A 24,156-nucleotide genomic window follows, 5' to 3' on the forward strand; every position below is an offset into this window, starting at 1 on the left:
CCGCCTCCATGACGCTTCCCGCGCTCATCGCATGCGACGTGGACGGCACGCTGATCGACGACCGTGAGCGGATCAGCCCGCGCACCCGCCACGCCGTCAACGCTGCCGTGGAGGCAGGCGCAACATTCATCCTGGCCACTGGGCGCCCGCCGCGCTGGGTGCAGCCGGTGGTCGACGAACTCGGGTTCGCGCCGATGGCGGTGTGCGCCAACGGCGCCGTCATCTACGACGCGGCGACCGACCGCGTGGTGTCGGCGCACACGCTGGCCGTCGACACCCTCGCCCAGCTGGCCGAGATCGCGACACGCGCCATTCCGGGCGCCGGCCTGGCCGTCGAGCGCATCGGCCGCAGCGCGCACGACACCGCGACGCCGCAGTTCATCAGCTCACCAGGCTACGAGCACGCCTGGCTCAACCCGGACAACACCGAGGTGTCCATCGAAGACCTGCTCAGTGCGCCGGCGGTCAAGCTGCTGATCCGCAAGGCCGGGGCCAGCAGCGCCGACATGGCCGCCGAGCTGTCCAAGTACATCGGCATCGAGGGCGACATCACGTATTCGACCAACAACGGCTTGATCGAGATCGTGCCGCTGGGCTTCAGCAAGGCCACCGGCATCGACGAGATCGCCCGGCCGCTGGGCATCACCGACGACGACGTGGTCGCGTTCGGCGACATGCCCAACGACGTGCCGATGCTGTTGCGGGCCGGTCACGGTGTCGCGATGGGCAACGCGCATCCCGAGGCGGTGGCCGCGGCCAACGAAGTCACCGCGCCCAACACCGACGACGGGGTGGCGCGGGTGCTCGAACGCTGGTGGCTTTAGCGACCTAGGCGGCAGGGTGGACGGGCGAGAACCGCTCCAGCTGCACTGGCGGCCCGTCCGGCGCGGGCGGCGGTAGTTCCTGTGCGACGCCGTCGATCACGCGGGTGACGTGGCCGCTCTCCCGGTCGAAGTTCAGCGTGCCGTGCTGGAAGTTCTGCGTAATCCACTGCGGCTGCTGGATTTCCCCGCTGGTCGGCAGGCCGAGAGCGCCGCGCTCGTAGCCGAGTGAGGCCCAGGCCGCGTAGATCGCGCCGGTGACGGGTTCGGCGCCGGTCTCCGGTGACCAGTAGATGGCGCCCTTGTCGAAGGTGGCGTAGCGCGCCGAGCCGGCCGCGGTGGCCTCCGGTGAGGTCGGCACGCCCAGCGGACTCTTCATCCCGCCCATCGCCTGCCAACGGTCGTAGATCGCGCCGCCCTGCAGCGCCGCCGCCAAGTCTTCCGGGCCGGGCGGGTCGTTGAATCGGGCTGCGATGTCACGGATTTCGCTCATCAGCGCATACGCGACGTTGCCGGGGCACAGGGTGGCGCCGACGTCGCGGTGACTGAAAATGTTCGGCAGTGTCGGTGTGGCGCCGGCAGGGAAGTTGGTGTTGGGCCCGCCGGCCGAGGTCAGCGTCACCGTGCCGTGCGGGTCGACGTGGTCGATCCCCAGCCGCCAGCCGAGCAACCGGCCGACCGTGCGCAGCTGGATCGGGGTCGGCGGCTCGTCGTCGAAGTTTCCGATCATCGCCACACCCCAGGTGTCGCGGTTGAATCCGCCGGTGTGCGAACCCTCGACCGCTCGGCTGATCCCGCCGGCCCGGCCCTCGAACACCTGGCCGTACTTGTCGACGAGCGCGTTGTAGGCGATGTCGCACCAGCCCAGTGTCTGGGTGTGGTAGGCGTAGATGGACCGCACGATCGCGGCCGAATCCTGCGGCTCGTAGTCGTTGCTCTCCGCGGTGTGGTGAACCACCGCCGCGCGAACAGCGTTGTCGTACAAGGTGTTACCGCACCGTATCGACTCGTCGGCTCCCCATTGTGAGCGGCTGATGATGTTGGGCGGCTGACCCGGCGCGAGCACCGCCGACGGCGGCGTCCACTGGGTGTCGGCCGGTGCCTCCGGCGGGGAGATCAGCACCGCCGAAATGTTCTGCGGCAACGGATGTTCGACCGTCGCAGGCCGGTAGCCCAGCGCAGCCTGCGTGCGCTCGGGCGGCGCGGACGTCACCGGCGCGCCGGCGGGCCGGGTGACCGCGAACTGCACAGTCGTGGTCTTTCCGACGAATACCGGTTCGGTGCCGCGCGGAACAGTCGACGCTGTATCGGAGCCCTCGGTCTCGAGTGCCTCGGCGTCATGCCAGGGGCCCCAGGAGCCGTCGGCGCGCTTGGCGCGCACCCGTGCCGAGGTGCCGGTCAGGTCCCCACCGGTGAGCGCGACCATGGAAAACGGTGTGGGCTGGCTGATCTCGCGGATGGTTTCACCGCCGCCCAGGCCGACCAGCGGCCGCTGGGTCAGTTGGGTGTCGCCGGTCTTGGCCGGCTGATCCCGATGATCAGTGGCCGCCCAGGGCAGGATGACGACGGTCGCCGCGATGGCTGTGAACAACATCGTCGGCGGACGACGGCTGCGCAACACAAGGCGATGTTACTTATGTGGTCTATGTTGCTTATGGTGCGACACGGTACTACTGGGGACAAAGTTAAACCACCGGTAACGGCACCGCAGAGTTTCGGCGCTGGATCAACCAGCTCCCACTTCTGCGGTGCCGTTGGGTAGCAGGATCTACATACCGGTCAGGTGGCAGGTACCGCCGGCGCCGCCGCCGCGGCCGGTGCAGCGGCCCCCGCGGCGCCACCCTGAATCGCCTGGGTGATCGACGGCATCACCAGGCCCTTGAGCAGGTCGATCGCCTGGCTGGCGCCGAGCTGGTTGGCGGTGCCCATCAGGTCGCTGACGATCCCACCGCTACCGCCGGAGGTCGCCGGCGCGGCGCCCAGCGACGGGTCACCGAGGATCGGATAGGTGCCGCCCGCGCCTGGGTCCAACCCGATCGGGGTGCTGATCGGCACCTCGCCGGGGCTGTAGCCCGGGGTCATCGCGCCCGGGTTGATCAGCGACGGGTCGATACCCGCCGGGCTGGTCAGTCCCGGGGTAGTGCCGGCGGGGCTGGTCAGTCCCGGGGTAGCGCCGGCCGGGTTGGTCAGGCTGGGGTCCGTCAGGCCTGGGGTGGTCAAGCTCGGGTCGGTCAACCCCGGCGTCGTACCGGGCGTCGTCAGACCAGGCGTCGCACCCGGGGTCGCACCCGGAGTGGTCAGACCGGGCGTGGTAAGCCCCGGCGTCGCACCCGGCGTCGTCAAACCAGGCGTGGTGAGCCCCGGCGTGGCACCAGGCGTCGTCAGGCCCGGCGAGGTCAACCCTGGCGAAGTCAACCCTGGCGAAGTCAACCCGGGGCTGGTCAGACCCGGCGAAGCCGTCGCGCCACCCGCCAGGCTGGGCACCGGCGGCATGTTGATCCCGAACTGCGACAGCCCCTGAGTCAGGGCGGACATCAGCTCGTTGGGCAAGTCCGTCATCACCGCGGCCCGGACGAACTCGTGATGCTCGGGCGCTGCGGTCGCGTCGGCGGCCAACTGGCTGACAGTGACATAGGCAAACGGACTCGCGACCGCCAGAGCGGCGACTGCGCTCATGGCTGTCGAGAGCCTGCGTCGACGTCGGTTCGGCACGGAAGTCTCCTCAATCTGGGCTATACGGTCCTCGGTCGTCCTGCCTCTGCAGCACAGCAAGATGCCGACGTGATCGATGGTACTGGCGTGACTGCTGTGACTAGTGTGGCGATATTGAATCGTGAACGAATCGCGACATTCGTCACCTCATGGCCATGCATCCGCCACGCCTGACGCTGGTATCCGGTATCCGGGCACAGCCGACGGGGGTGCAACCGCCTCGCCAAACCGGCAGCGGCCGCGCGGTCGGATACCCTATGCAACCGATGACCGCACGTTTCGACCTTTTCGTCGTCGGCTCTGGATTTTTCGGCCTGACGATCGCTGAGCGCGTGGCCAGCCAGCTCGACAAGCGCGTCCTGGTCGTCGAGAAGCGCCCGCACATCGGCGGTAACGCCTACTCCGAGCCCGAGCCGCAGACCGGCATTGAGGTGCACAAATACGGTGCGCACCTGTTCCACACCTCCAACAAGCGGGTGTGGGACTACGTGCGGCAGTTCACCGAGTTCACCGGCTACCAGCATCGGGTGTTCGCGCTGCACGACGGGCAGGCCTACCCGATGCCGATGGGGCTGGGCATGGTCTCGCAATTCTTCGGCCGCTACTTCAGCCCGGACGAGGCACGCGCGCTGATCGCCGAGCAGTCCGCCGAGATCAAGACCGAGGACGCGCAGAACCTCGAGGAGAAGGCCATCTCGCTGATCGGCCGGCCGCTGTATGAGGCGTTCATCAAGAACTACACCGCCAAGCAGTGGCAGACCGATCCCAAGGAGCTGCCGGCGTCCACGATCACCCGCTTGCCGGTGCGCTACACCTTCGACAACCGCTACTTCAACGACACCTACGAGGGCCTGCCCGTCGACGGCTACACCGCGTGGCTGAAGAACATGGCCGCCGACGAGCGCATCGAGGTTCGCCTGGACACCGACTGGTTCGACGTGCGCGACGAACTCCGTGCCGCCAGCCCCCACGCGCCGGTCGTCTACACCGGGCCGCTGGACCGTTACTTCGACTACGCCGACGGCCACTTGGGTTGGCGCACACTGGATTTCGAGGTCGAGGTGTTGCCGACGGGCGACTTCCAGGGCACCCCGGTGATGAACTACAACGATCCGGATCCGGCGTACACCCGCATCCACGAGTTCCGGCATTTCCACCCCGAACGCGCCTACCCGACCGACAAGACCGTGATCATGCGCGAGTACTCGCGGTTCGCCAACGACGACGACGAGCCGTACTACCCGATCAACACCGAAGCCGACCGGGCCCTGTTGGCTGCCTATCGGACCCGGGCCAAAGCCGAGACCGAGTCGTCGAAGGTGTTGTTCGGCGGCCGGCTGGGCACTTATCAATATCTGGACATGCACATGGCCATCGCCAGCGCCCTGAACATGTACGACAACGTGCTCGCGCCGCACCTGCGCGAGGGCGTGCCGTTGACGAAAGCATCCGCGGATGAGTGAAACCGCTGCGAGCCTGCTGGCCCGCGTGATCCTGCCCCGCCCCGGCGAGCCGCTCGACGTCCGCAAGCTCTACTTGGAGGAGTCGACGACCAACGCCCGTCGTGCGCACGCGACAACCCGGACGTCGCTGCAGATCGGCGCCGAATCCGAGGTGTCGTTCGCGACCTATTTCAACGCGTTCCCGGCCAGCTACTGGCGGCGCTGGACGACGCTGACCTCGGTGGTGTTGCGCGCCGAATTGACCGGGGCGGGACGTGTCGACCTCTACCGCACCAAGGCCACCGGCGCGCGCATCTACATCGACGGCCGCAATTTCGCCGGCAGCGCTCAGGTCGTCGAATTAGAGGTTGGCCTAGCGCCTTTCGAAGACGGCGGGTGGATCTGGTTCGACATCACCACCGACAGCGACGTCACGCTGGACAGCGCGGGCTGGTATGCCCCGGTGCCGGCGCCGGGCGTCGCCAACATCGCGGTCGGTATCCCGACCTTCAACCGGCCCAGCGACTGTGTCAACGCGCTGCGCGACCTGACCTCGGATCCGTTGGTGGACGAGGTGATCGGTGCGGTGATCGTTCCCGACCAGGGCGCCACGAAAGTGCGCGACCACCCGAACTTCGCCGAAGCGGCTGCGCCGCTGGGTAACCGGCTGTCCATCCACGACCAGCCCAACCTGGGCGGTTCGGGCGGATACAGCCGGGTGATGTACGAGGCACTGAAAAACACCGACTGCCAACAGATCCTGTTCATGGACGACGACATCCGGATCGAGCCGGACTCGATTCTGCGGGTGCTGGCGCTGCATCGCTTCGCCAAGTGGCCGATGCTGGTCGGCGGTCAGATGCTCAACCTGCAGGAGCCGTCGCATCTGCACATCATGGGCGAGGTGGTGGACCGGTCGGTATTCATGTGGACCGCCGCGCCGCATGCCGAATACGACCACGACTTCGCCAAATTCCCGTTGAGCGACAACAACCCTCGCAGCAATCTGCTGCACCGTCGCATCGACGTCGACTTCAACGGCTGGTGGACCTGCATGATCCCGCGGCAGGTGGCCGAGGAGCTGGGCCAGCCGCTGCCGCTGTTCATCAAATGGGACGACGCCGACTACGGGCTGCGCGCCGCCGAGCGCGGCTACCCGACCGCGACGCTGCCCGGTGCCGCGATCTGGCACATGGCCTGGAGCGACAAGGACGACGCCATCGACTGGCAGGCCTATTTCCATCTGCGCAACCGGCTGGTGGTGGCCGCCATGCACTGGGACGGCGACATCATTGGGCTGCTGCGCAGTCATCTCAAGGCGACCCTGAAACACCTTGCCTGCCTTGAGTATTCGACTGTTGCGATTCAGAACAAGGCCATCGACGACTTCCTGGCCGGTCCGGAGCACATCTTCTCGATCCTGGAATCCGCGCTGCCCGAGGTGCACCGGATCCGCAAGCAATACCCCGACGCCGTCGTGTTGCCGGGGGCCGACCAGTTGCCCGCGCCCTCGCAGCGCAACCGGCAGATGAAACCGCCGGTCAACCCGCTGGCCATCGGCTACCGACTGGCCCGCGGGATCCTGCACAACGCGACCAAGGCCGATCCGGCGCATCACCAACGCCCCCAACTGAATGTGCCGACCCAGGACGCCCGCTGGTTCAAGCTATGCACGCTCGACGGCGCCACCGTCACCACCGCCGACGGTCGCGGGGTGGTGTATCGGCAGCGCGACCGGTCCAAGATGTTCTCGCTGCTGTACCAGTCGCTGCGCCGCCAGCGCCAACTGGCCAGCCGGTTCGACGAGATGCGCCGGATCTATCGCGAGGCGCTGCCGGTGCTCTCGAGCAAGCAGAAGTGGGAAACCGTCCTGCTGTCCTCAGAAGACAATGGCTGAAACTGCCGCGCCGCGTGGTGAACTGGCCGCGCTGGTGGCGATCCAATCCGCACTGTCCAACCGGCCGGGGATGCTGGCCGCGGCGCGGGGCTTGTCTTACTTCGGTGAGCACAGCCTCGGCTGGCTGGGGGTCTCGGCTCTGGGCGCGCTGCTGCAGCCGCAGCGCTGGCGGGCCTGGCTGCTGGTCGGGGCCGGGGCGTTCACCGCGCACGCGGCGGCGGTGCTGATCAAACGGCTGGCGCGGCGGGAACGGCCCCGTCATCCGGCCGTCGCGGTGAACGTCGGCACCCCGAGCCGGCTGAGCTTCCCGTCGGCGCATGCCACCTCGACCACGGCGGCGGCCATCCTGCTGGCGCGGGTCACCGGGACGCCGCTGCCGACCCTGCTGGTGCCGCCGATGGCGCTGTCGCGGATGCTGCTGGGGGTGCACTATCCCAGCGACGTGGCCGTCGGCGTGGGCGTGGGTGCGGCTGTCGCCGCCGTCGCGGTGCGGGTGGACAGCCAGATCGGAGGTGCCGATGAGTGAGGACGTGGTGCCGGTGACCGGACCTCCGGCAAACCTGATCGTCGGCATCGTCAAGGCGATCCGTCCCCGGCAATGGGTGAAAAACATACTGGTGCTGGCCGCGCCCTTGGCCGCTTGGGGCACCGACGTCCGCTACGACTACGTCGACGTACTGGGCAAGGAGGCCGTCGCGTTCCTGGTGTTCTGCCTGGCCGCTTCGTCGATTTACCTGATCAACGACGTGCGCGACGCCGAAGCCGATCGCGAGCACCCCACCAAGCGGTACCGGCCGATCGCCGCCGGCGTGGTGCCCGAGTGGCTGGCCTATGTCATTGCTGCGGTTCTCGGGGTGGCGTCGCTGGGCATCTCCTGGTGGCTGACCCCGAATCTGGCGGTGGTCATGGCCGTCTACATCGGCATGCAGTTGGCGTACTGCTTCGGCCTCAAACACCAAGCGGTGATCGACATCTGCATCCTTTCGTCCGCGTATTTGATTCGCGCGATCGCCGGGGGTGCGGCTGCCGATATCTATCTGTCGCAATGGTTTTTGCTGGGGATTGCATTCGCGTCGCTGTTCATGGGAGCCGGAAAGCGTTACGCGGAACTGCAATTGGCCGAGCGCACCGGCGCCAAGATCCGCAAATCGCTGGAAAGTTACACGGGCACCTATCTGCGCTTCGTCTGGACGATGTCGGCCACCGCGGTGGTGGTGTGCTACGGGCTGTGGGCGTTCGAGCGCGATCGCTACACCGGCACCTGGTTCGCGGTGTCGATGATCCCGTTCACGATCGCGATACTGCGGTACGCCGTCGACGTGGACGGCGGCCTGGCCGGCGAACCCGAAGACATCGCGTTGCGCGACCGGGTGCTGCAGCTGCTGTTTCTGGCATGGATAGGAACGCTCGGTGCTGCTGTTGCGTTCGGCTAACGCCCCAGCATCGTCCCGCCGGCCCGCGCCGGTATCCGTTGGGCGGGCGGCATTTCCGTACGACGTCACCGTGCGCGTCAGTCTGTGGGTCAGCGCCGCGGTGATCGCCATGTTGTTCGGCTGGGGTGCCTGGCAGCGGCGCTGGATCGCCGACGACGGCCTGATCGTGTTGCGCACCGTGCGAAACCTCTTGGCGGGCAACGGGCCGGTGTTCAACGCGGGCGAGCGGGTAGAGGCCAACACCTCGGTGGTGTGGACCTATCTGGTCTATGTGGGCAGCTGGCTGGCCGGGCCGATGCGCCTGGAGTATGTGGCGCTGGCGCTGGCGCTAATGCTCAGCGTGGCAGGCGTGGTGCTGCTGATGCTGGGAACCGGGCGGCTGTACGCGCCGAGCCTGCTGGGACGACGGGCGATCATGCTGCCGGCCGGCGCGCTGGTCTACATCGCCGTGCCGCCGGCGCGTGATTTCGCGACCTCCGGCCTTGAAAGCGGTTTGGTGCTGGCCTATCTCGGGCTGCTCTGGTGGATGATGGTCTGCTGGTCGCAGGCACTGCGGACACGTCCATCCGGCCGGGTGTTCATCGGTGCGCTGGCGTTTGTCGCGGGATGCAGCGTTCTGGTCCGCCCGGAGCTGGCCCTGATCGGCGGGCTGGCGCTGATCATGATGCTGGTCGCCGCGCGGGGCTGGCGGCAACGGCTGCTGATCGTGGTGGCCGGCGGGCTGCTTCCGGTGGGCTACGAAATCTTCCGAATGGGCTACTACGCGTTGCTGTTTCCCGGCACCGCGCTGGCCAAGGACGCCGCCGGTGACAAGTGGTCGCAGGGCCTGCTCTACCTGGCGAACTTCAACCGGCCTTACGCGTTATGGGTGCCGGTGGTGTTGCTGCTGGCCGCGGGGCTGGTGCTGATGACCACCCGGGCCCGGCCGTGGTGGATACGACACACCCCGCCTCGTGGCTACGGGCGGTGGGCCCGCACCGTGCAAAGCCCCGCGGCGGCGGTCGCTTTCATCATCGTCAGCGGGCTGCTGCAGGGGTTGTACTGGACCCGTCAGGGCGGCGACTTCATGCACGGCCGGGTCTTGCTGGTACCGCTGGTCTGTTTGCTGACACCGGTGGCCGTGGTTCCGGTGGTGTTTCCCGACGGCACGCGGTTTTCCCGGGAGACCGGCTACTGGTTGGCGGGCGCGGTCGCCGCGCTGTGGTTGGCGGTGGCGGGCTGGTCGCTGTGGGCGGCGAACTCGCCCGGCATGGGCGACGACGCCACCCGGGTCACCTACTCGGGGATCGTCGACGAGCGCCGGTTCTACGCGCAGGCCACCGGGCACGCTCATCCGCTCACTGCCGCCGACTATCTCGACTACCCGCGGATGCGCGCGGTGCTGGTGGCGCTCAACAACACCCCGGAGGGGGCACTGTTGCTGCCGTCGGGCAACTACAACCAGTGGGACCTGGTTCCAGTGATCCCGCCGAAGCAGCCGCCGGACCCGAACAAGCCTCAAAAGGGCCCGCACGCAGTGTTTTTCACCAACCTCGGCATGCTGGGGATGAACGTCGGCCTGGATATCAGGGTGCTCGACCAGATCGGATTGGCAAATCCGTTGGCCGCGCACACGGCCCGTCTGCAGCACGGCCGGATCGGACACGACAAAAACCTGTTCCCGGACTGGGTGATTGCCGACGGCCCGTGGGTGAAGTGGTATCCCGGTGTGCCGGGCTACCTCGACGACAAGTGGGTCGCCCAAGCCGAGGCGGCGCTGCAATGCCCGGCGACCCAGGCAGTGCTGAATTCGGTGCGCAGCCCGATGACACCGCACCGGTTCGTCTCGAACCTGCTGCATTCCTATGAGTTCACCAAGTACCGCATCGACCGGGTTCCGCTGTACGAGTTGATCCGGTGCGGCCTGGACATTCCCGAATCGACCGGCACGCCATACACCGGGCTGCCCGCGTCGGGACCGTAGCGTCGGCGCCGCAGTTAGGCGTCCGCCAAATAAATCGACGGAAAATTTTTCGCCGCGCCGCCGCGCGCACCGACGTCGTGACATCGCTGTGCTGACAGCAACATCGGATGAGACTGCTTACCGGCGAGAAACCAGTCGTGAGCATATTCACAGCCGGACCGGCTCACCGCCGATGATGCCCGTGCGCAGGGGTACAACAGCGAACGGTCACTGCCTGTCGAGGGGCTCTCGATGAGAGAGTTCGCACCAAGATGTGGTTGACTACACGGGCACTGGTGCGCCCAGCCCGGGGACGATGCAAACCGCAACGGAGCCGGGCCCGTGGACGCAGCGCACGCAGTCCGACCCGAAAGATTGGGCCAACAAAGGATGGGAAAGCACGGATGAAGCTTGTTGACAGGTTTCGTGGCGCGGCGAAGGGGATGCCGCGCCGCCTCGCGTTAGGCGCCGCCGCAGCGGCCCTGCTGCCGGGGCTGATCGGCGTCGTCGGGGAATCCGCGACCGCCGGGGCATTTTCCCGGCCAGGTCTGCCGGTCGAATACCTGCAGGTGCCGTCGGCGGCCATGGGCCGCGAGATCAAGGTGCAGTTCCAAAGCGGTGGCCCCAACTCGCCGGCCATCTACATGCTCGACGGTCTGCGTGCCCAGGACGACTTCAACGGCTGGGACATCAACACCCCCGCCTTCGAGTGGTACTACCAGTCGGGTCTGTCGATGGTGATGCCGGTCGGCGGCCAGTCCAGCTGGTACACCGACTGGTACAAGCCCGCCTGCGGCAAGGCCGGCTGCCAGACCTACAAGTGGGAGACCTTCTTGACCAGCGAGCTCCCGCAGTACCTGCAGGCCAACAAGCAGGTCAAGCCCAACGGCGGCGCCGCGGTCGGCCTGTCGATGGCCGGTGCGTCGGCGCTGAACCTGGCCAACTACCACCCGGACCAGTTCATCTACGCGGGCGCGATGTCCGGCCTGATGGACCCGTCGCAGGGGATGGGCCCGTCGCTGATCAACCTGGCGATGGGTGACGCCGGTGGCTACAAGGCCGCTGACATGTGGGGTCCGAAGGACGACCCGGCCTGGCAGCGCAACGACCCGCTGCTGAACGTCGGCAAGACCGTCGCCAACGGCACCCGCCTGTGGATCTACTGCGGTAACGGCAAGCCGTCCGAGCTCGGTGGCGACAACCTGCCCGCGAAGTTCCTCGAGGGCTTCGTGCGGACCAGCAACATCAAGTTCCAGGACGCCTACAACGCGGCCGGCGGTCACAACGCGGTGTTCAACTTCCCGGAGAGCGGCACGCACAGCTGGGAGTACTGGGGTCAGCAGCTGAACGCCATGAAGCCGGACCTGCAGCGGACGCTGGGCGCCACGCCCGGCGGTGGCGGCGAGGCCGCCCAGAGCAGCCCGGCTGCTGCCCAGAACAACCCGGCCAGCCAGACCACGCCGGCCACCCAGGGCAGCCAGGGCACCCCGGTCAGCCAGGGCACCCCGGCGGCGCCGGCCGCTCCGGCCAGCCCGGGTAGCCAGGGCACCCCGGCTGCCGCCCAAGGCGGGGGCCACTAGGTTGATGGTGGCGACCCGCTGCGCCCGGCTGCGCCGCGCTTGCGATCGCCACTAGGCCACAAGCACCAACGACTGGCGGCGGCGACCTTCTACAGGTCGCCGCCGTTAGTCGTTTCCACCCCTTCCGTCGCGTCCGGTGTGGTTCACTACGTTCCGGGGCGCGGGTGCGGGGGATGGCGAATCGATACCGAGTGAGGTGGACATGAGGGGCGTGTCGTTGCTGCTGCGGGTACTGTGCGCTGCCGTGCTGGCAGTCGGGTTAGGTGGCGTCAGCCGACCCGCCCACGCGGCCGGCTACGAGACCCTGATGGTGCCGTCGGCGGCGATGGGCCGCGACATCCCGGTGGCCTTCCTGGCCGGCGGTCCGCACGCGGTCTATCTACTCGACCCCTTCAACGCGGGCCCGGACGTCAGCAACTGGGTGACCGCGGGCAACGCGATGAACACACTGGCCGGTAAGGGCATCTCGGTGGCCGCGCCGGCGGGCGGCGCCTTCAGCATGTACACCAACTGGGAGCAGGACGGCAGCAAGCAGTGGGAGACGTTCCTGTCCAGTGAGCTGCCGGACTGGCTGGCCGCCAACAAAGGCCTGGCGCCCGGCGGCCACGCCGTCGTCGGCGCGTCGCAGGGCGGATACGGGGCCATGGCGCTGGCTTGCTTCCACCCGGATCGCTTCGGCTTCGCCGGTTCGCTGTCAGGCTTCCTGTACCCGTCGAACACCACCGAGAACGGCGCCATCACCGCCGGCATGGCGCAGTTCGGCGGCGTGGACACCCAAGGCATGTGGGGCGCAGCGCAATTGGGCCGGTGGAAGTGGCACGACCCGTACGTTCACGCCGGGATGCTGGCGGCCAACAACACCCGGGTCTGGGTGGTCAACCCCACCGGCGGCGCGAGCGACCCGGCGGCGATGATCGGCCAGGAGGCCGAGGCAACCGGCAGCGGCCATTTCTTCTACCAGCAGTACCGCAACGTCGGCGGCCACAACGGGCACTTCGAGTTCCCGGGCGGCGACAACGGCTGGGGATCGTGGGGCCCGGAGTTGGGCGCAATGTCCGGCGACATCGTCGGCGCCATCCGCTAGCGATCGCCCGCAGGGGACGGTGCCGGCAACCGGTACCGTGAAGCAGGGTTCGACGGGCGCTGCACGGCACATGATGTGCAAGGTGCGGCGTCGGCCGTCCCGTCGACAACTCTGCTAGCAGGAGACATGGCTAAAAAGGCTGCTAATTCCCAGCGCAAACGCCGCCGCATTCTGGCGTTGGTCGCGGCCGCCTCGGTCGCCATGGTCGTGGCGCTGGTCCTGGTGTTCGTGGTGGCATACCTGCGTCAGCCGGAAACTCCGCCCAGCGCGGTGCCGCCCAGCATCGTGCCGCCGACCAGCAGCTCGGCCCGCCCCCACAAACCGCGGCCGGCGTTCCAAGACGCCAGCTGCCCCGACGTGCAACTGCTGTCCGTGCCCGGCACGTGGGAGTCGTCGCTGCAGGACAACCCGCTCAACCCCGTCGACTTTCCGAAAGCGTTGCTGCTCAACGTGACCCGGCCGATCAGCGAGCAGTTCGACAGCAGTCGGGTCGAGACGTACACGGTTCCCTACACCGCGCAGTTCCACAATCCGCTGTCCGGCGACAACCAGATGTCTTACAACGCCAGTCGCGCCGAGGGCACCCAGGCCGCGGTCAAGGCGCTGACCGACATGAACACCAAGTGCCCGCTGACCAGCTACGTGCTGATCGGTTTCTCGCAGGGCGCGGTGATCGCCGGCGACATCGCCAGCGACATCGGCAACGGCCGCGGGCCGGTCGACGAGGACCTGGTACTCGGTGTGACGTTGATCGCCGACGGCCGCCGCCAAGAAGGCGTCGGTCAGGACATCGGTCCCAACCCGCCGGGACAGGGCGCCGAGATCACCCTGCATGAGGTGCCGGTGCTCTCGACCATGGGTTTGACGATGACCGGCAAGCGGCCCGGCGGGTTCGGCGACCTCAACAACCGGACCAACGAGATCTGCGGGCAGGGCGACCTGATCTGCGCCGCGCCGCAGGAAGCGTTCAGCATCACCAACCTGCCCACCACGCTCGACACCCTCGCCGGCGGCGCCGGGCAGCCGGTGCACGCGCTGTATGCCACCACCCAGTTCTGGAGTCTGGACGGTCAGTCGGCCACCGAGTGGACGCTGAATTGGGCCCGCGGCCTGATCGAGAACGCGCCGCATCCCAAGCACGGGTAACGGTCGTCCGGCGACGATGCGGCCGAGGAGGAGCCGGACAATAACGGTTCCGTCAAGCCGTCCGTTCTGATTTGGTCCGCGGCGCACCGGCCCTTAACATTAAGAAAAAAATAAGAACAGCTGTGGTTGGCCCGTCGGGTCGATGCAGTGCCGGTTTTCGCGCGCGCTTCTGTACGATCTGTGAGGTTTAGGGTTCGCGACGAACGGCGCAGGCGAAAGATCCGGCGTCCCGCCGACCGACCCGAGTCGGGCGCAGCCGTCGGCGGAGCTCTAGAGATTTGTCCTTCAGATATGTGGTGACAGGAGACAGTGGCAATGGCGTACCACAACCCGTTCGTCGTGAACGGAAAGATCAGGTTCCCGGAGAACGCCAACCTGGTCCGTCACGTCGAGCGGTGGGCGGCGGTGCGCGGCGACAAGCTCGCCTACCGATTCCTGGACTTCTCGACCGAGCGTGACGGCATCGCGCGCGACATTTCCTGGGCCGAGTTCGGGGCGCGCAACCGCGCGATCGGCGCCCGTCTGCAGCAGGTCACCCAGCCGGGCGACCGGGTCGCGATCCTGTGCCCGCAGAACCTCGACTACCTGACCGGGTTTTTCGGCATCCTCTACTCGGGGCGGATCGCGGTGCCGCTGTTCGACCCGAGCGAGCCCGGCCACGTCGGCCGCCTGCACGCGGTGCTCGACGACTGCAGCCCGACGGCGATCCTGACCACCAGCGACTCGGCTGAGGGCGTCCGCAAATTCTTCCGCAGCCGCCCCGCCAAGGAGCGGCCGCGCGTCATCGCCGTCGACGCGGTGCCCAACGAGGTCGCCGGCACGTGGGAAATGCCCGACGAGACCCCCGACACGATCGCCTACCTTCAATACACCTCTGGGTCGACCCGCACCCCGACCGGTGTGGAGATCACCGCGCTGAACCTGGCCCACAACGTGGTTCAGGTGCTGAACGCCTTCGAAGGCAAGGAAGGCGACCGCGGGGTCACCTGGCTGCCCTTCTTCCACGACATGGGCCTGATCGCGATCATGCTGTCGCCGGTGCTCGGCTACCACAACACCTTCATGACGCCGGCGGCGTTCGTGCGCCGGCCGATTCGCTGGATACGGGAGATGGCGCGCAAACCCGGTGAAACCGGTGAGGTCTACTCGGTGGCGCCGAACTTCGCCTACGAGCACGCGGCGGTGCGCGGGGTGCCCAGGGACGACGAGGAGCCGCTGGACCTGTCGAACGTCAAGGCGCTGCTCAACGGCAGTGAGCCGGTGTCGGTGGCGTCGATGCGCAAATTCCACGACTCGTTCCGTCCGTTCGGATTGCGCGACACCGTGATGAAGCCCTGCTACGGGCTGGCCGAGGCGACGCTGTTCGTCTCCATCACCCCGATGTCCGAGGGGCCGACGGTGATCCACGTCGACCGTGAGGCGCTGAACAACCACCGGTTCGTCGAGGTGGAGCCGGACGCGCCCAACGCGGTCACCCAGGTCTCCGCCGGCCTGATCGGTGTCGACGAGTGGGCGGTGATCGTCGACGTTGAGTCGGCCTCCGAACTGCCCGACGGCCAGATCGGCGAGATCTGGCTGCACGGCACGAACATGGGGATGGGTTACTGGAAGCGCGAGGAGGAGACGCAGGAGACCTTCAAGAACATCCTCAAGTCGCGGACCAGCCCGTCGCACGCCGAGGGCGCCCCCGACGACGGGCTGTGGGTACGCACCGGCGACTACGGCACCTATTACAAGGGCCACCTGTACATCACCGGCCGGGTCAAGGATCTCGTCATCATCGACGGCCGTAACCACTACCCGCAGGACCTGGAGTACTCGGCGCAGGAGGCCAGCCGCGCGCTGCGCACCGGATACGTGGCCGCGTTCTCGGTACCCGCCAACCAGCTGCCCCGCGAGGTGTTCGACAACCCGCACGCCGGGCTGAAGTACGACCCCGACGACACCTCCGAACAGCTGGTGATCGTCGCAGAGCGGGCGCCGGGCGCGCACAAGCTGGACTACCAGCCCATCGCCGACGACATCCGCGCGGCCATCGCCGTCCGGCACGGGGTGACCGTGCGCGACGTGCTGCTGGTGCAGGCCGGTTCGGTGCCCCGGACCTCCAGCGGCAAGATCGGCCGCCGCGCCTGCCGCACCGCCTACCTCGACGGCAGCCTGCGCAGCGGCACCGCTTCACCCAACGCCTTCCCCGATCAGGTGGACCCCGCCGTATGACTGAAACAGACACTGCCACTGAGTCCGTCAAGCCCGCCCGCACCGACATGACCGTCGCCGAGGTGCGGCAGTGGCTGCGTGATTGGGTCGCCAAAGCCACCGGGCGCTCGCCCGACGCGGTCGACGAGGCCACCCCGTTGGTGGAGCTGGGGTTGTCCTCGCGCGACGCCGTCGCGATGGCCGCCGACATCGAGGACCGCACCGGGGTGACGGTGTCGATCGCGGCCGCGTTCGAGCACCCGACGATCGAATCGTTGGCCACCTGGATCGTCGAGGGCGACCCGGAGGATCAGGCCGCCGAGGCGGACGACTTCGACTGGACGCGAAGCGGTCCCGTCGAACGGGTCGACATCGCCGTGGTGGGTTTGGCCACCCGCTTCCCCGGCGACATGAACACCCCGGACGAGACCTGGCAGGCGCTGCTGGAGGGTCGCGACGGGATCACCGATCTGCCCGAGGGGCGCTGGTCGGAGTTCATGGAAGAGCCGCGGATCGCCGACCGGGTCAACAAGGCCCGCACCCGCGGCGGCTACCTCAAGGACATCAAGGGCTTCGACTCGGAGTTCTTCGCGCTGTCCAAGACCGAGGCCGACAACATCGACCCGCAGCAGCGGATGGCGCTCGAGCTGACCTGGGAGGCGCTCGAGCATGCCCGCATCCCGGCGTCGAGCCTGCGCGGCGAGGCCGTCGGCGTCTACATCGGCACCTCGGTCGCCGACTACAGCTTCCTGGCGATGTCGGACCCCACCGTCGCGCACCCCTATGCGATCACCGGCACGGCGAGTTCGATTGTCGCCAACCGGGTTTCGTACTTCTACGACTTCCACGGCCCGTCGGTGGCGGTCGACACCGCCTGCTCGAGTTCGCTGGTCGCCACACACCAGGCGGTGCAGGCGCTGCGCAGCGGCGAGTGCGACGTGGCCGTCGCCGGCGGTGTCAACGCGCTGATCACCCCGGTGGTCACCCTCGGGTTCGACGAGATCGGCCAGGTGCTCGCACCCGACGGCCGGATCAAGTCGTTCTCGTCGGACGCCGACGGCTACACCCGCTCCGAGGGCGGCGGCATGCTGGTGCTCAAGCGGGTCGAGGACGCCCGCCGCGACGGCGACCAGATTCTGGCCGTGATCGCCGGCAGCGCGGTCAACCACGACGGCCGCTCCAACGGGCTCATCGCCCCCAACCCGGATGCGCAGGCCGACGTGCTGCGCCGGGCTTACAAGGACGCGGGCATCAACCCGCGCACCGTCGACTACATCGAAGCCCACGGCACCGGAACGGTTCTCGGCGACCCGATCGAGGCGCAGGCGCTGGGCCGCGTCGTCGGCCGCGGCCGGCCCGCCGACAAGCCGGCGCTGCTGGGCGCGATCAAGACCAACATCGGGCACCTGGAGTCGGCGGCCGGTGCGGCCAGCCTGGCCAAGATGGTGTTGGCGCTGCAGCACGACAAGCTGCCGCCGTCGATCAACTACGCGGGGCCCAACCCGTACATCGACTTCGACGCGGCGCATTTGAAAGTTCTTGACACCGTTGCCGATTGGCCGCGCTACAGCGGCTACGCGGTGGCCGGCGTGTCCAGCTTCGGGTTCGGCGGTGCCAACGCGCACGTGGTGCTGCGCGAGGTTCTGCCGCGCGACGTCGTCGAGCGCGAGCCGGAACCAGAGGCCGAGCCGGCTGAGGCACCCGCCGAGGAACAGCACACCGAGCATGCGCGGTTCGACGAGTACGGCGAGTTCGTCGAGACCAACGGCGCCGAGCCGGAGTACGAGCTTCCCGGCCTGACGGAGGAAGCCGAGCGGCTCAAAGAGGTTGCGCTACAAGAGCTTGCGGCATCCGAGCAGCAGGCCCCGCTAGTCCCGCTGGCCGTATCGGCGTTTTTGACGTCGCGCAAGAAGGCCGCCGCCGCCGAGCTGGCCGACTGGATGGAAAGCCCGGAGGGCCGGGCGTCGTCGCTGGAGTCGATCGGCCGGTCGCTGTCGCGCCGTAACCACGGCCGTTCCCGCGCAGTGGTTTTGGCGCGTGACCACGACGAGGCCATCAAGGGTTTGCGCGCGATCGCCGAGGGCAAGCAGCGGCCCAACGTGTTCTCCACCGACGGGCCGGTGACCAACGGCCCGGTGTGGGTGCTCGCCGGTTTCGGTGCGCAGCACCGCAAGATGGGCAAGAGCCTCTATCTGCGCGACCCGATCTTCGCCGAGTGGATCGACAAGCTCGACGCGCTGATCCAGGACGAGCGCGGCGTCTCGATCCTCGAGATGATCCTCGACGACGCGGTGGACTACACCGGCGACACCGTCGAATACCCCATCGAAGCCGTCCAATTGGTGATCTTCGCCATCCAGATCGCGCTGGGCGAGGTGCTCAAAGCGCACGGGGCCAAGCCCGCCGCGGTGATCGGCCAATCACTGGGCGAGCCGGGCGCCGCCTACTTCGCCGGCGGGCTCTCGCTGCGCGACACCGTCCGGATCATCGTCCCGCGCGCCCGGCTGATGGGCGAGGGCGAGGCGATGCTGTTCGGTGAGTACATCCGGCTGATGGCGCTGGTGGAGTACTCCGCCGAGGAGATCAAGACCGTCTTCGCCGACTTCCCCGACCTGGAGGTCTGCGTCTACGCCGCTCCGACCCAGACCGTGATCGGCGGCCCGCCCGAGCAGGTGGACGCGATCATCGCCCGCTGTGAGTCCGAGGGCAAGTTCGCCCGCAAGTTCCAGACCAAGGGCGCCAGCCACACCGCGCAGATGGACCCATTGCTCGGCGAGTTCACCGCCGAACTGCAGGGCATCCACCCGATGCCGCTGGCGTGCGGTTACTTCTCGACCGTGCATGAGGGCACCTACATCCGGCCCGGCGGCGAGCCGATCCACGACGTGGACTACTGGAAGAAGGGCCTTCGGCATTCGGTCTACTTCACCCAGGGTGTGCGCAACGCCGTCGACAGCGGGCACACCACGTTCCTGGAGCTGGCGCCCAACCCGGTGGCGCTGATGCAGGTGGGACTGACCACCGCTGCTGCCGGACTGCCTGACGCGCAACTGATTTCGACGCTGGCCCGCAAGGTCGACGAGGTCGACGCGATGACGACGGCGATGGCCCAGCTGTTCGTCCACGGCCACGACCTCGACATCCGCACGCTGTTCACCCGTGCCGGCGGCCCGGAGGACTACGCCAACATCCCGCCGACCCGGTTCCGCCGCAAGGAACACTGGCTCGACGCGCACTTCTCCGGCGACGCGTCGGTGATGATGCCGGGCAACCACGTGGCGCTGCCCGACGGCCGGCACGTGTGGGAGTACGCGCCGCGCGGAGCGACCGACCTGGCCGCTTTGGTGAAAGCCGCTGCGGCTGCGGTTATTCCGGATGCGCAGCTGACCGCGTCCGAGCAGCGGGCGGTGCCCGCCGAGAACGCCCGGTTGGTGACGACGCTGACCCGCCATCCCGGCGGGGCGGCGGTTCAGGTGCATGCGCGCATCGACGAGTCGTTCACGTTGGTGTACGACGCGCTGGTGTCCCGGGGCGGGCAGGCTGCGGTGTTGCCGACGGCGGTCGGCGCCGGAGCGGCAGTGGCCGCACCGGTGACCGCTGCGCCCACCAACGGCGCACCGACAGCCGAGGCCGCCGCCGCCGAACCGGATGCGGAGGTCCTGCACGACAGCCTGACCGCGCGCCAGGCCGGTGATTTACGCAAGTGGTCGCCGGATTCCGGTGAGACGGTTCACGACCGGCTGGCGACCATCGTGTCGATGGCGATGGGTTACGAGCCCGATGACCTGCCATGGGAGGTGCCGCTGATCGAGCTGGGGCTGGATTCGTTGATGGCGGTGCGGATCAAGAACCGCGTCGAGTACGACTTCGACCTGCCGCCGATCCAGTTGCAGGCCGTCCGCGACGCCAACCTCTACAACATCGAGGAGCTCATCAAGTACGCGATCGAGCATCGCGACGAGGTACAGCAGCTGCACGAGCACCAAAAGACGATGACGGCCGAGGAGATCGCCAAGGAGCAGGCGGCGTTGCTCTCGGGCGCCACGCCGTCCACGGTGACCGAGGCCGCCGATCCGCAAGCGGAGCCGGAAACCCAAGCGGCGCAGCCGGCTTCCGATGTACCGATCCCGCCTCCGCCGAGTGACCCCTCGGGTCCGTCGGCGCAGCCCAACTTGGCGGGCGCAGCGCAGGCGCTCAACCAGCAGGCCGTCGCCGAGGCGCTGGGTTCCGACGTGCCGCCGCGTGATGCCTCCGAGCGGGTCACGTTCGCCACGTGGGCGATCGTCACCGGCAAGTCGCCGGGCGGCATCTTCAACCCGTTGCCCAAGCTGGACGACGACGCGGCCGCCAAGATGGCCCAACGGCTTTCCGAGCGCGCCGAGGGTCCGATCAGCGCCGAGGACGTCAAGTCCGCGCAGACCATCGAAGAGCTGGCCACCACGGTGCGCGAGTACCTGGAGGCCGGCCAGATCGACGGGTTTGTGCGCATCCTTCGGCCCAGGCCCGAGGGTTCCAGCAAGGTCCCGGTGTTCGTGTTCCACGCCGCGGGCGGGTCGACGGTGGTCTACGAGCCGCTGCTCAAACGCCTGCCGGCCGACACCCCGATGTACGGATTCGAGCGTGTCGAGGGCACCATCGAGGAGCGGGCCGCGCAGTACGTGCCGAAACTCCTTGAACTGCAAGGCAATGGGCCCTTTGTGCTGGCCGGATGGTCGCTTGGCGGCGCGCTGGCCTACGCCTGCGCGATCGGGCTTAAGCAGCAGGGCTGCGACGTGCCGTTCGTCGGGCTGATCGACGCGGTCCGTCCGGGCGAGGAGATCCCGCAGACCAAGGAGGAGACCCGCAAGCGTTGGGAGCGCTACGCGCGCTTCGCCGAGCGGACCTTCAACGTGCAGATCCCCGAAATCCCTTACGAACAGCTGGAAGAACTCGACGACGAGGGCCAGGTCCGGTTCGTTCTCGAGGCCGTCAAAGCCAGTGGTGTGCAGATTCCCGGTGGCATCATCGAGCACCAGCGCACGTCGTATCTGGACCAACGGGCCATCGACACCGCCCAGATCCGGCCCTACGACGGACATGTCACGCTCTACATGGCCGACCGCTACCACGACGACGCGATCATGTTCGAGCCGCGCTACGCCACCCGTAAACCCGACGGCGGGTGGGGCCAGTATGTGTCGGACCTCGAGGTGGTGCCCGTCGGCGGCGAGCACATCCAGGTCATCGACGAGCCGATCATCGCGAAGGTCGGCGCGCATATGACGCAGGCGCTGGGCAGGATCGAAGCTGAGGAGAAGGCAGGCAAGTGACGACCAAGACGACCGCCGAGCTTCTGGCCGAACTCCGGGAAAAGCTGGAGCTGGCCAGGGAACCCGGCGATCCGAAGGCAATCGCCAGGCGAGACAAAAAGGGCATCCCGAGCGCCCGCTCCCGCGTCTATGACCTGGTCGACCCGGGCAGCTTCCTGGAGACCGGTGCGCTGGCCCGTACGCCGGGCGATCCCAACGCGCCTTACAGCGACGGCGTGGTCACCGGTCGCGCCATGATCAACGGCCGGCCGGTCGGGGTGTTCTCCACCGACCAGACGGTGTTCCAGGGCTCCGTTGGTGAGATGTTCGGCCGCAAGGTCGCCGACTTGATGGAGTGGTGCGCGATGGTGGCCTGTCCCATCATCGGCATCAACGATTCCGCCGGCGCCCGCATCCAGGACACCGCCACCTCACTGGCGTGGTACGCCGAGCTGGGCCGACGCCACGAGGCGCTGTCCGGGCTCGTGCCGCAGATATCCCTCATTTTTGGGAAATGTGCTGGGGGAGCGGTCTATTCGCCAATTCAGGACGACCTGTTGGTCGCGGTGCGTGACCAGGGCTACTTCTTCGTTACCGGGCCCGACGTGATCAAAGATGTCACCGGCGAGGAGGTCACCCTCGATGAGCTGGGCGGCGCCGACGCGCAGGCCCGCTACGGCAACATCCACCAGGTTGTCGAATCCGAGGCCGCCGCTTACCAGTACGTGCGTGACTTCCTGTCGTTTGTGCCGTCGAACTGCTTCGACAAGCCGCCGATCGTCAACCCGGGCCTGGAGCCGGAGATCACCCGGACCGACCTGGAACTCGACTCGATCGTGCCGGACAACGACAACACGGCCTACGACATGCACGAGATCCTGCTGCGGATCTTCGACGACGGCGACTTCCTCGACGTCGCTGCGCAGGCGGGGCAGGCAATCATCACCGGGTTCGCGCGCGTCGACGGACGCGCGGTCGGCGTGGTGGCCAACCAGCCCATGGTGCTGTCCGGATCGATCGACAACGAGGCCTCCGACAAAGCCGCGCGGTTCGTCCGGTTCTGCGACGCGTTCGACATCCCGTTGGTGTTCGTCGTCGACACTCCCGGCTTCTTGCCCGGAGCGGAGCAGGAGAAGAACGGAATCATCAAGCGCGGCGGTCGATTCCTGTACGCCGTCGTGGAGGCCGACGTGCCGAAGGTGACGATCACTGTCCGCAAGTCCTACGGCGGCGCGTACGCGGTGATGGGATCCAAGCAGCTGACCGCGGACTTCAACTTCGCCTGGCCCACCGCGCGCATCGCGGTGATCGGCGCCGAGGGAGCCGCGCAACTGTTGATGAAGCGATTCCCGGACCCCACGACTCCGGAGGCCCAAGCGATCAAGAAGGACTTCATCGAGGGCTACAACCTCAACATGGCCATCCCGTGGACCGCCGCCGAGCGTGGCTACATCGATGGAGTCATCGAACCGCACACCACCCGTCTGCTGCTGCGCAAGTCGCTGCATATCTTGCGCGACAAGCAGTTGCATAGGAGGGTCGGCCGCAAGCACGGCCTGATCCCGGTCTAGCGGCCAGTTAGCCAGTCAGCAAGCGCATTGCCGACGGCGGCGGCACCCATCGCGTTAGGGTGCAGCGGCGCAGCAGGATTGACGGCCACGTACCCCTCGACATAGCGTTGGTCGGGCGGCGCGCACATGTCGTGGCCGACGGACAGCGGCCGGGTGTCGAAGTAGTCGATTCCCTTGGCGGTCGCCAATTGCTTTTGCTGATCGTCCAGTTCGTTGATTTTCGACTCGAAGTAGTTGGCGTCCTTGGGCAGCACCGGCTCGTCGGGAAAGCAACCGCCGGGCCGGATGTAGGACAGGTACCCGACCAGGACGATGCGCGCGGCCGGCGCCTTGGCGCGGACGTCGTCGATCATCGCGCCCCAGACCGGCACCTGCGCGTTGATTGCCGCCGAGATGCTGTCCACGCCGTCGGTCACGAACCTGTCCACGCATGGCGGCGATTCCAGTGACGCGGCGCGGCAATGCGCTGCGTCGCCGGCCAACCCGACGTCGTTGCCGCCGATCGTGATCGTGATCAGAGTGGTGTCGGTACCGACCGCATCGAGTTGCCGCGGGACTGGGCCGCGGGCGGTCTGTTGTGCCCGACTGGTGATGTCGTCCGTCGTCGCGCCGCTGCAGGTGACATCGGTGAAACTCGCCGGCGAGATGCGCCGCGCAAGCACCGACGGGTAGTCGTTGGTCGATTTGTCACAGCCGAGCGGCGGCGCGGCGTCCGGCACACCCGGTGCCGCGGCGGCCGAGTCGCCCATCGCGACATAGCTCGACGACGGCCGCGCGGCAGTGGGCGAAGGCGGGCCGCAAGCGAGCACCCCCACGCTGAACAGGGACGCCAGTGCGACCAGTCGCCAGCCCGGTCTCACCGCTGCTTGTCGGAGTCGTCGGACTCCTGCTGCACCTTTTTGCCCGCCTCGGTGGACTCTTTGAGCTCTTGCTTGGCGTCCTTGGCCTCGTCGGCAATCTCGTCGACCGTTTCGTCGCCTTCTTCCGCACGCATGGCCTCCGGAATACCCACGATCGGCCGTCGCCAATCGCCCGCCGAACGTG

At 67.7% G+C, this 24,156-nt stretch carries 16 protein-coding genes; 12 read left to right on the forward strand and 4 right to left on the reverse strand.

What is annotated here, in order from left to right; genetic code table 11:
• The first annotated feature begins 8 nt into the window (after positions 1–8).
• Positions 9–824, forward strand: a complete 816-nt coding sequence (locus MFM001_RS02835) for an HAD family hydrolase (RefSeq protein ID WP_116373297.1) — start codon at positions 9–11, stop codon at positions 822–824.
• Positions 825–828: 4 nt separating this feature from the next.
• On the opposite strand, the gene MFM001_RS02840 is transcribed toward MFM001_RS02835, so the two are convergent.
• On the reverse strand, positions 829–2,439 hold the full coding sequence (locus MFM001_RS02840; RefSeq protein WP_116373610.1) for an N-acetylmuramoyl-L-alanine amidase: 1,611 nt from the start codon (positions 2,437–2,439) through the stop codon (positions 829–831).
• Between the two features lie 161 nt (positions 2,440–2,600).
• Entirely contained in the window at positions 2,601–3,533 is a 933-nt protein-coding gene (locus MFM001_RS02845) for a hypothetical protein (RefSeq protein ID WP_192886826.1), read from the reverse strand.
• 257 nt (positions 3,534–3,790) lie between these two features.
• Here MFM001_RS02845 and glf point away from each other — a divergent pair, with 257 nt between their 5' ends.
• The 11 genes from glf to MFM001_RS02905 all read left to right on the forward strand — a co-directional run bounded on the left by glf (position 3,791) and on the right by MFM001_RS02905 (position 23,112).
• The gene (gene glf, locus MFM001_RS02850; RefSeq protein ID WP_116373611.1) at positions 3,791–4,996 is read left to right on the forward strand and encodes a UDP-galactopyranose mutase; all 1,206 of its coding nucleotides are present in this window, start codon (positions 3,791–3,793) and stop codon (positions 4,994–4,996) included.
• Positions 4,989–6,872, forward strand: coding sequence for a glycosyltransferase (locus MFM001_RS02855; RefSeq protein WP_116373301.1), 1,884 nt, complete (start codon positions 4,989–4,991; stop codon positions 6,870–6,872). Before glf ends, MFM001_RS02855 begins: the two co-directional genes overlap by 8 nt.
• The gene (locus MFM001_RS02860) at positions 6,865–7,398 is read left to right on the forward strand and encodes a phosphatase PAP2 family protein (protein WP_116373303.1); all 534 of its coding nucleotides are present in this window, start codon (positions 6,865–6,867) and stop codon (positions 7,396–7,398) included. The genes MFM001_RS02855 and MFM001_RS02860 overlap by 8 nt, the downstream gene beginning before the upstream one ends.
• Positions 7,391–8,305, forward strand: a complete 915-nt coding sequence (locus MFM001_RS02865; protein WP_116373613.1) for a decaprenyl-phosphate phosphoribosyltransferase — start codon at positions 7,391–7,393, stop codon at positions 8,303–8,305. Before MFM001_RS02860 ends, MFM001_RS02865 begins: the two co-directional genes overlap by 8 nt.
• Positions 8,292–10,268 carry a flagellar motor control protein ZomB gene (zomB, locus tag MFM001_RS02870; RefSeq protein ID WP_304481764.1) on the forward strand — a complete coding sequence of 659 codons (1,977 nt, stop codon included), beginning with the start codon at positions 8,292–8,294 and terminating at the stop codon, positions 10,266–10,268. Before MFM001_RS02865 ends, zomB begins: the two co-directional genes overlap by 14 nt.
• A 383-nt stretch (positions 10,269–10,651) precedes the next feature.
• Positions 10,652–11,827 carry an esterase family protein gene (locus tag MFM001_RS02875; protein ID WP_192886827.1) on the forward strand — a complete coding sequence of 392 codons (1,176 nt, stop codon included), beginning with the start codon at positions 10,652–10,654 and terminating at the stop codon, positions 11,825–11,827.
• A gap of 202 nt (positions 11,828–12,029) precedes the next feature.
• Positions 12,030–12,911, forward strand: coding sequence for an alpha/beta hydrolase-fold protein (locus tag MFM001_RS02885; protein ID WP_116373305.1), 882 nt, complete (start codon positions 12,030–12,032; stop codon positions 12,909–12,911).
• A 126-nt stretch (positions 12,912–13,037) separates the two neighbouring features.
• Complete coding sequence (locus MFM001_RS02890; RefSeq protein ID WP_116373307.1) at positions 13,038–14,057, forward strand: cutinase family protein; 1,020 nt, start codon at positions 13,038–13,040, stop codon at positions 14,055–14,057.
• A 315-nt stretch (positions 14,058–14,372) separates the two neighbouring features.
• On the forward strand, positions 14,373–16,274 hold the full coding sequence (gene fadD32, locus MFM001_RS02895; RefSeq protein WP_116373309.1) for a long-chain-fatty-acid--AMP ligase FadD32: 1,902 nt from the start codon (positions 14,373–14,375) through the stop codon (positions 16,272–16,274).
• The gene (gene pks13, locus MFM001_RS02900) at positions 16,271–21,562 is read left to right on the forward strand and encodes a polyketide synthase Pks13 (protein WP_116373311.1); all 5,292 of its coding nucleotides are present in this window, start codon (positions 16,271–16,273) and stop codon (positions 21,560–21,562) included. The genes fadD32 and pks13 overlap by 4 nt, the downstream gene beginning before the upstream one ends.
• Positions 21,559–23,112: an acyl-CoA carboxylase subunit beta gene (locus MFM001_RS02905; protein ID WP_116373313.1), complete on the forward strand. Its 1,554-nt coding sequence runs from the start codon at positions 21,559–21,561 to the stop codon at positions 23,110–23,112. Before pks13 ends, MFM001_RS02905 begins: the two co-directional genes overlap by 4 nt.
• Here MFM001_RS02905 and MFM001_RS02910 read toward each other — a convergent pair.
• Positions 23,109–23,972 (reverse strand): SGNH/GDSL hydrolase family protein, encoded by an 864-nt coding sequence (locus MFM001_RS02910; protein WP_142760665.1) that lies wholly within the window; start codon positions 23,970–23,972, stop codon positions 23,109–23,111. The genes MFM001_RS02905 and MFM001_RS02910 overlap by 4 nt on opposite strands.
• A complete protein-coding gene (locus MFM001_RS24435) occupies positions 23,969–24,106 on the reverse strand; it encodes a hypothetical protein (protein WP_160117987.1) in 138 nt (45 codons plus the stop codon). Before MFM001_RS24435 ends, MFM001_RS02910 begins: the two co-directional genes overlap by 4 nt.
• Positions 24,107–24,156: the final 50 nt, after the last annotated feature.

Origin of the sequence: Mycobacterium sp. MFM001 (assembly GCF_003402475.1) — a bacterium.
Lineage (GTDB): Bacteria > Actinomycetota > Actinomycetes > Mycobacteriales > Mycobacteriaceae > Mycobacterium.

Coding starts and splice junctions, on each gene's coding strand:
- MFM001_RS02875 (WP_192886827.1), top strand. CDS start 10,652: ATGAAGCTTGTTGACAGGTTTCGTGGCGCGGCGAAGGGGATGCCGCGC.
- glf (WP_116373611.1), top strand. CDS start 3,791: ATGCAACCGATGACCGCACGTTTCGACCTTTTCGTCGTCGGCTCTGGA.
- MFM001_RS02855 (WP_116373301.1), top strand. CDS start 4,989: ATGAGTGAAACCGCTGCGAGCCTGCTGGCCCGCGTGATCCTGCCCCGC.
- MFM001_RS24435 (WP_160117987.1), bottom strand. CDS start 24,106: ATGCGTGCGGAAGAAGGCGACGAAACGGTCGACGAGATTGCCGACGAG.
- MFM001_RS02885 (WP_116373305.1), top strand. CDS start 12,030: ATGAGGGGCGTGTCGTTGCTGCTGCGGGTACTGTGCGCTGCCGTGCTG.
- MFM001_RS02835 (WP_116373297.1), top strand. CDS start 9: ATGACGCTTCCCGCGCTCATCGCATGCGACGTGGACGGCACGCTGATC.
- fadD32 (WP_116373309.1), top strand. CDS start 14,373: ATGGCGTACCACAACCCGTTCGTCGTGAACGGAAAGATCAGGTTCCCG.
- MFM001_RS02860 (WP_116373303.1), top strand. CDS start 6,865: ATGGCTGAAACTGCCGCGCCGCGTGGTGAACTGGCCGCGCTGGTGGCG.
- pks13 (WP_116373311.1), top strand. CDS start 16,271: ATGACTGAAACAGACACTGCCACTGAGTCCGTCAAGCCCGCCCGCACC.
- MFM001_RS02890 (WP_116373307.1), top strand. CDS start 13,038: ATGGCTAAAAAGGCTGCTAATTCCCAGCGCAAACGCCGCCGCATTCTG.
- MFM001_RS02865 (WP_116373613.1), top strand. CDS start 7,391: ATGAGTGAGGACGTGGTGCCGGTGACCGGACCTCCGGCAAACCTGATC.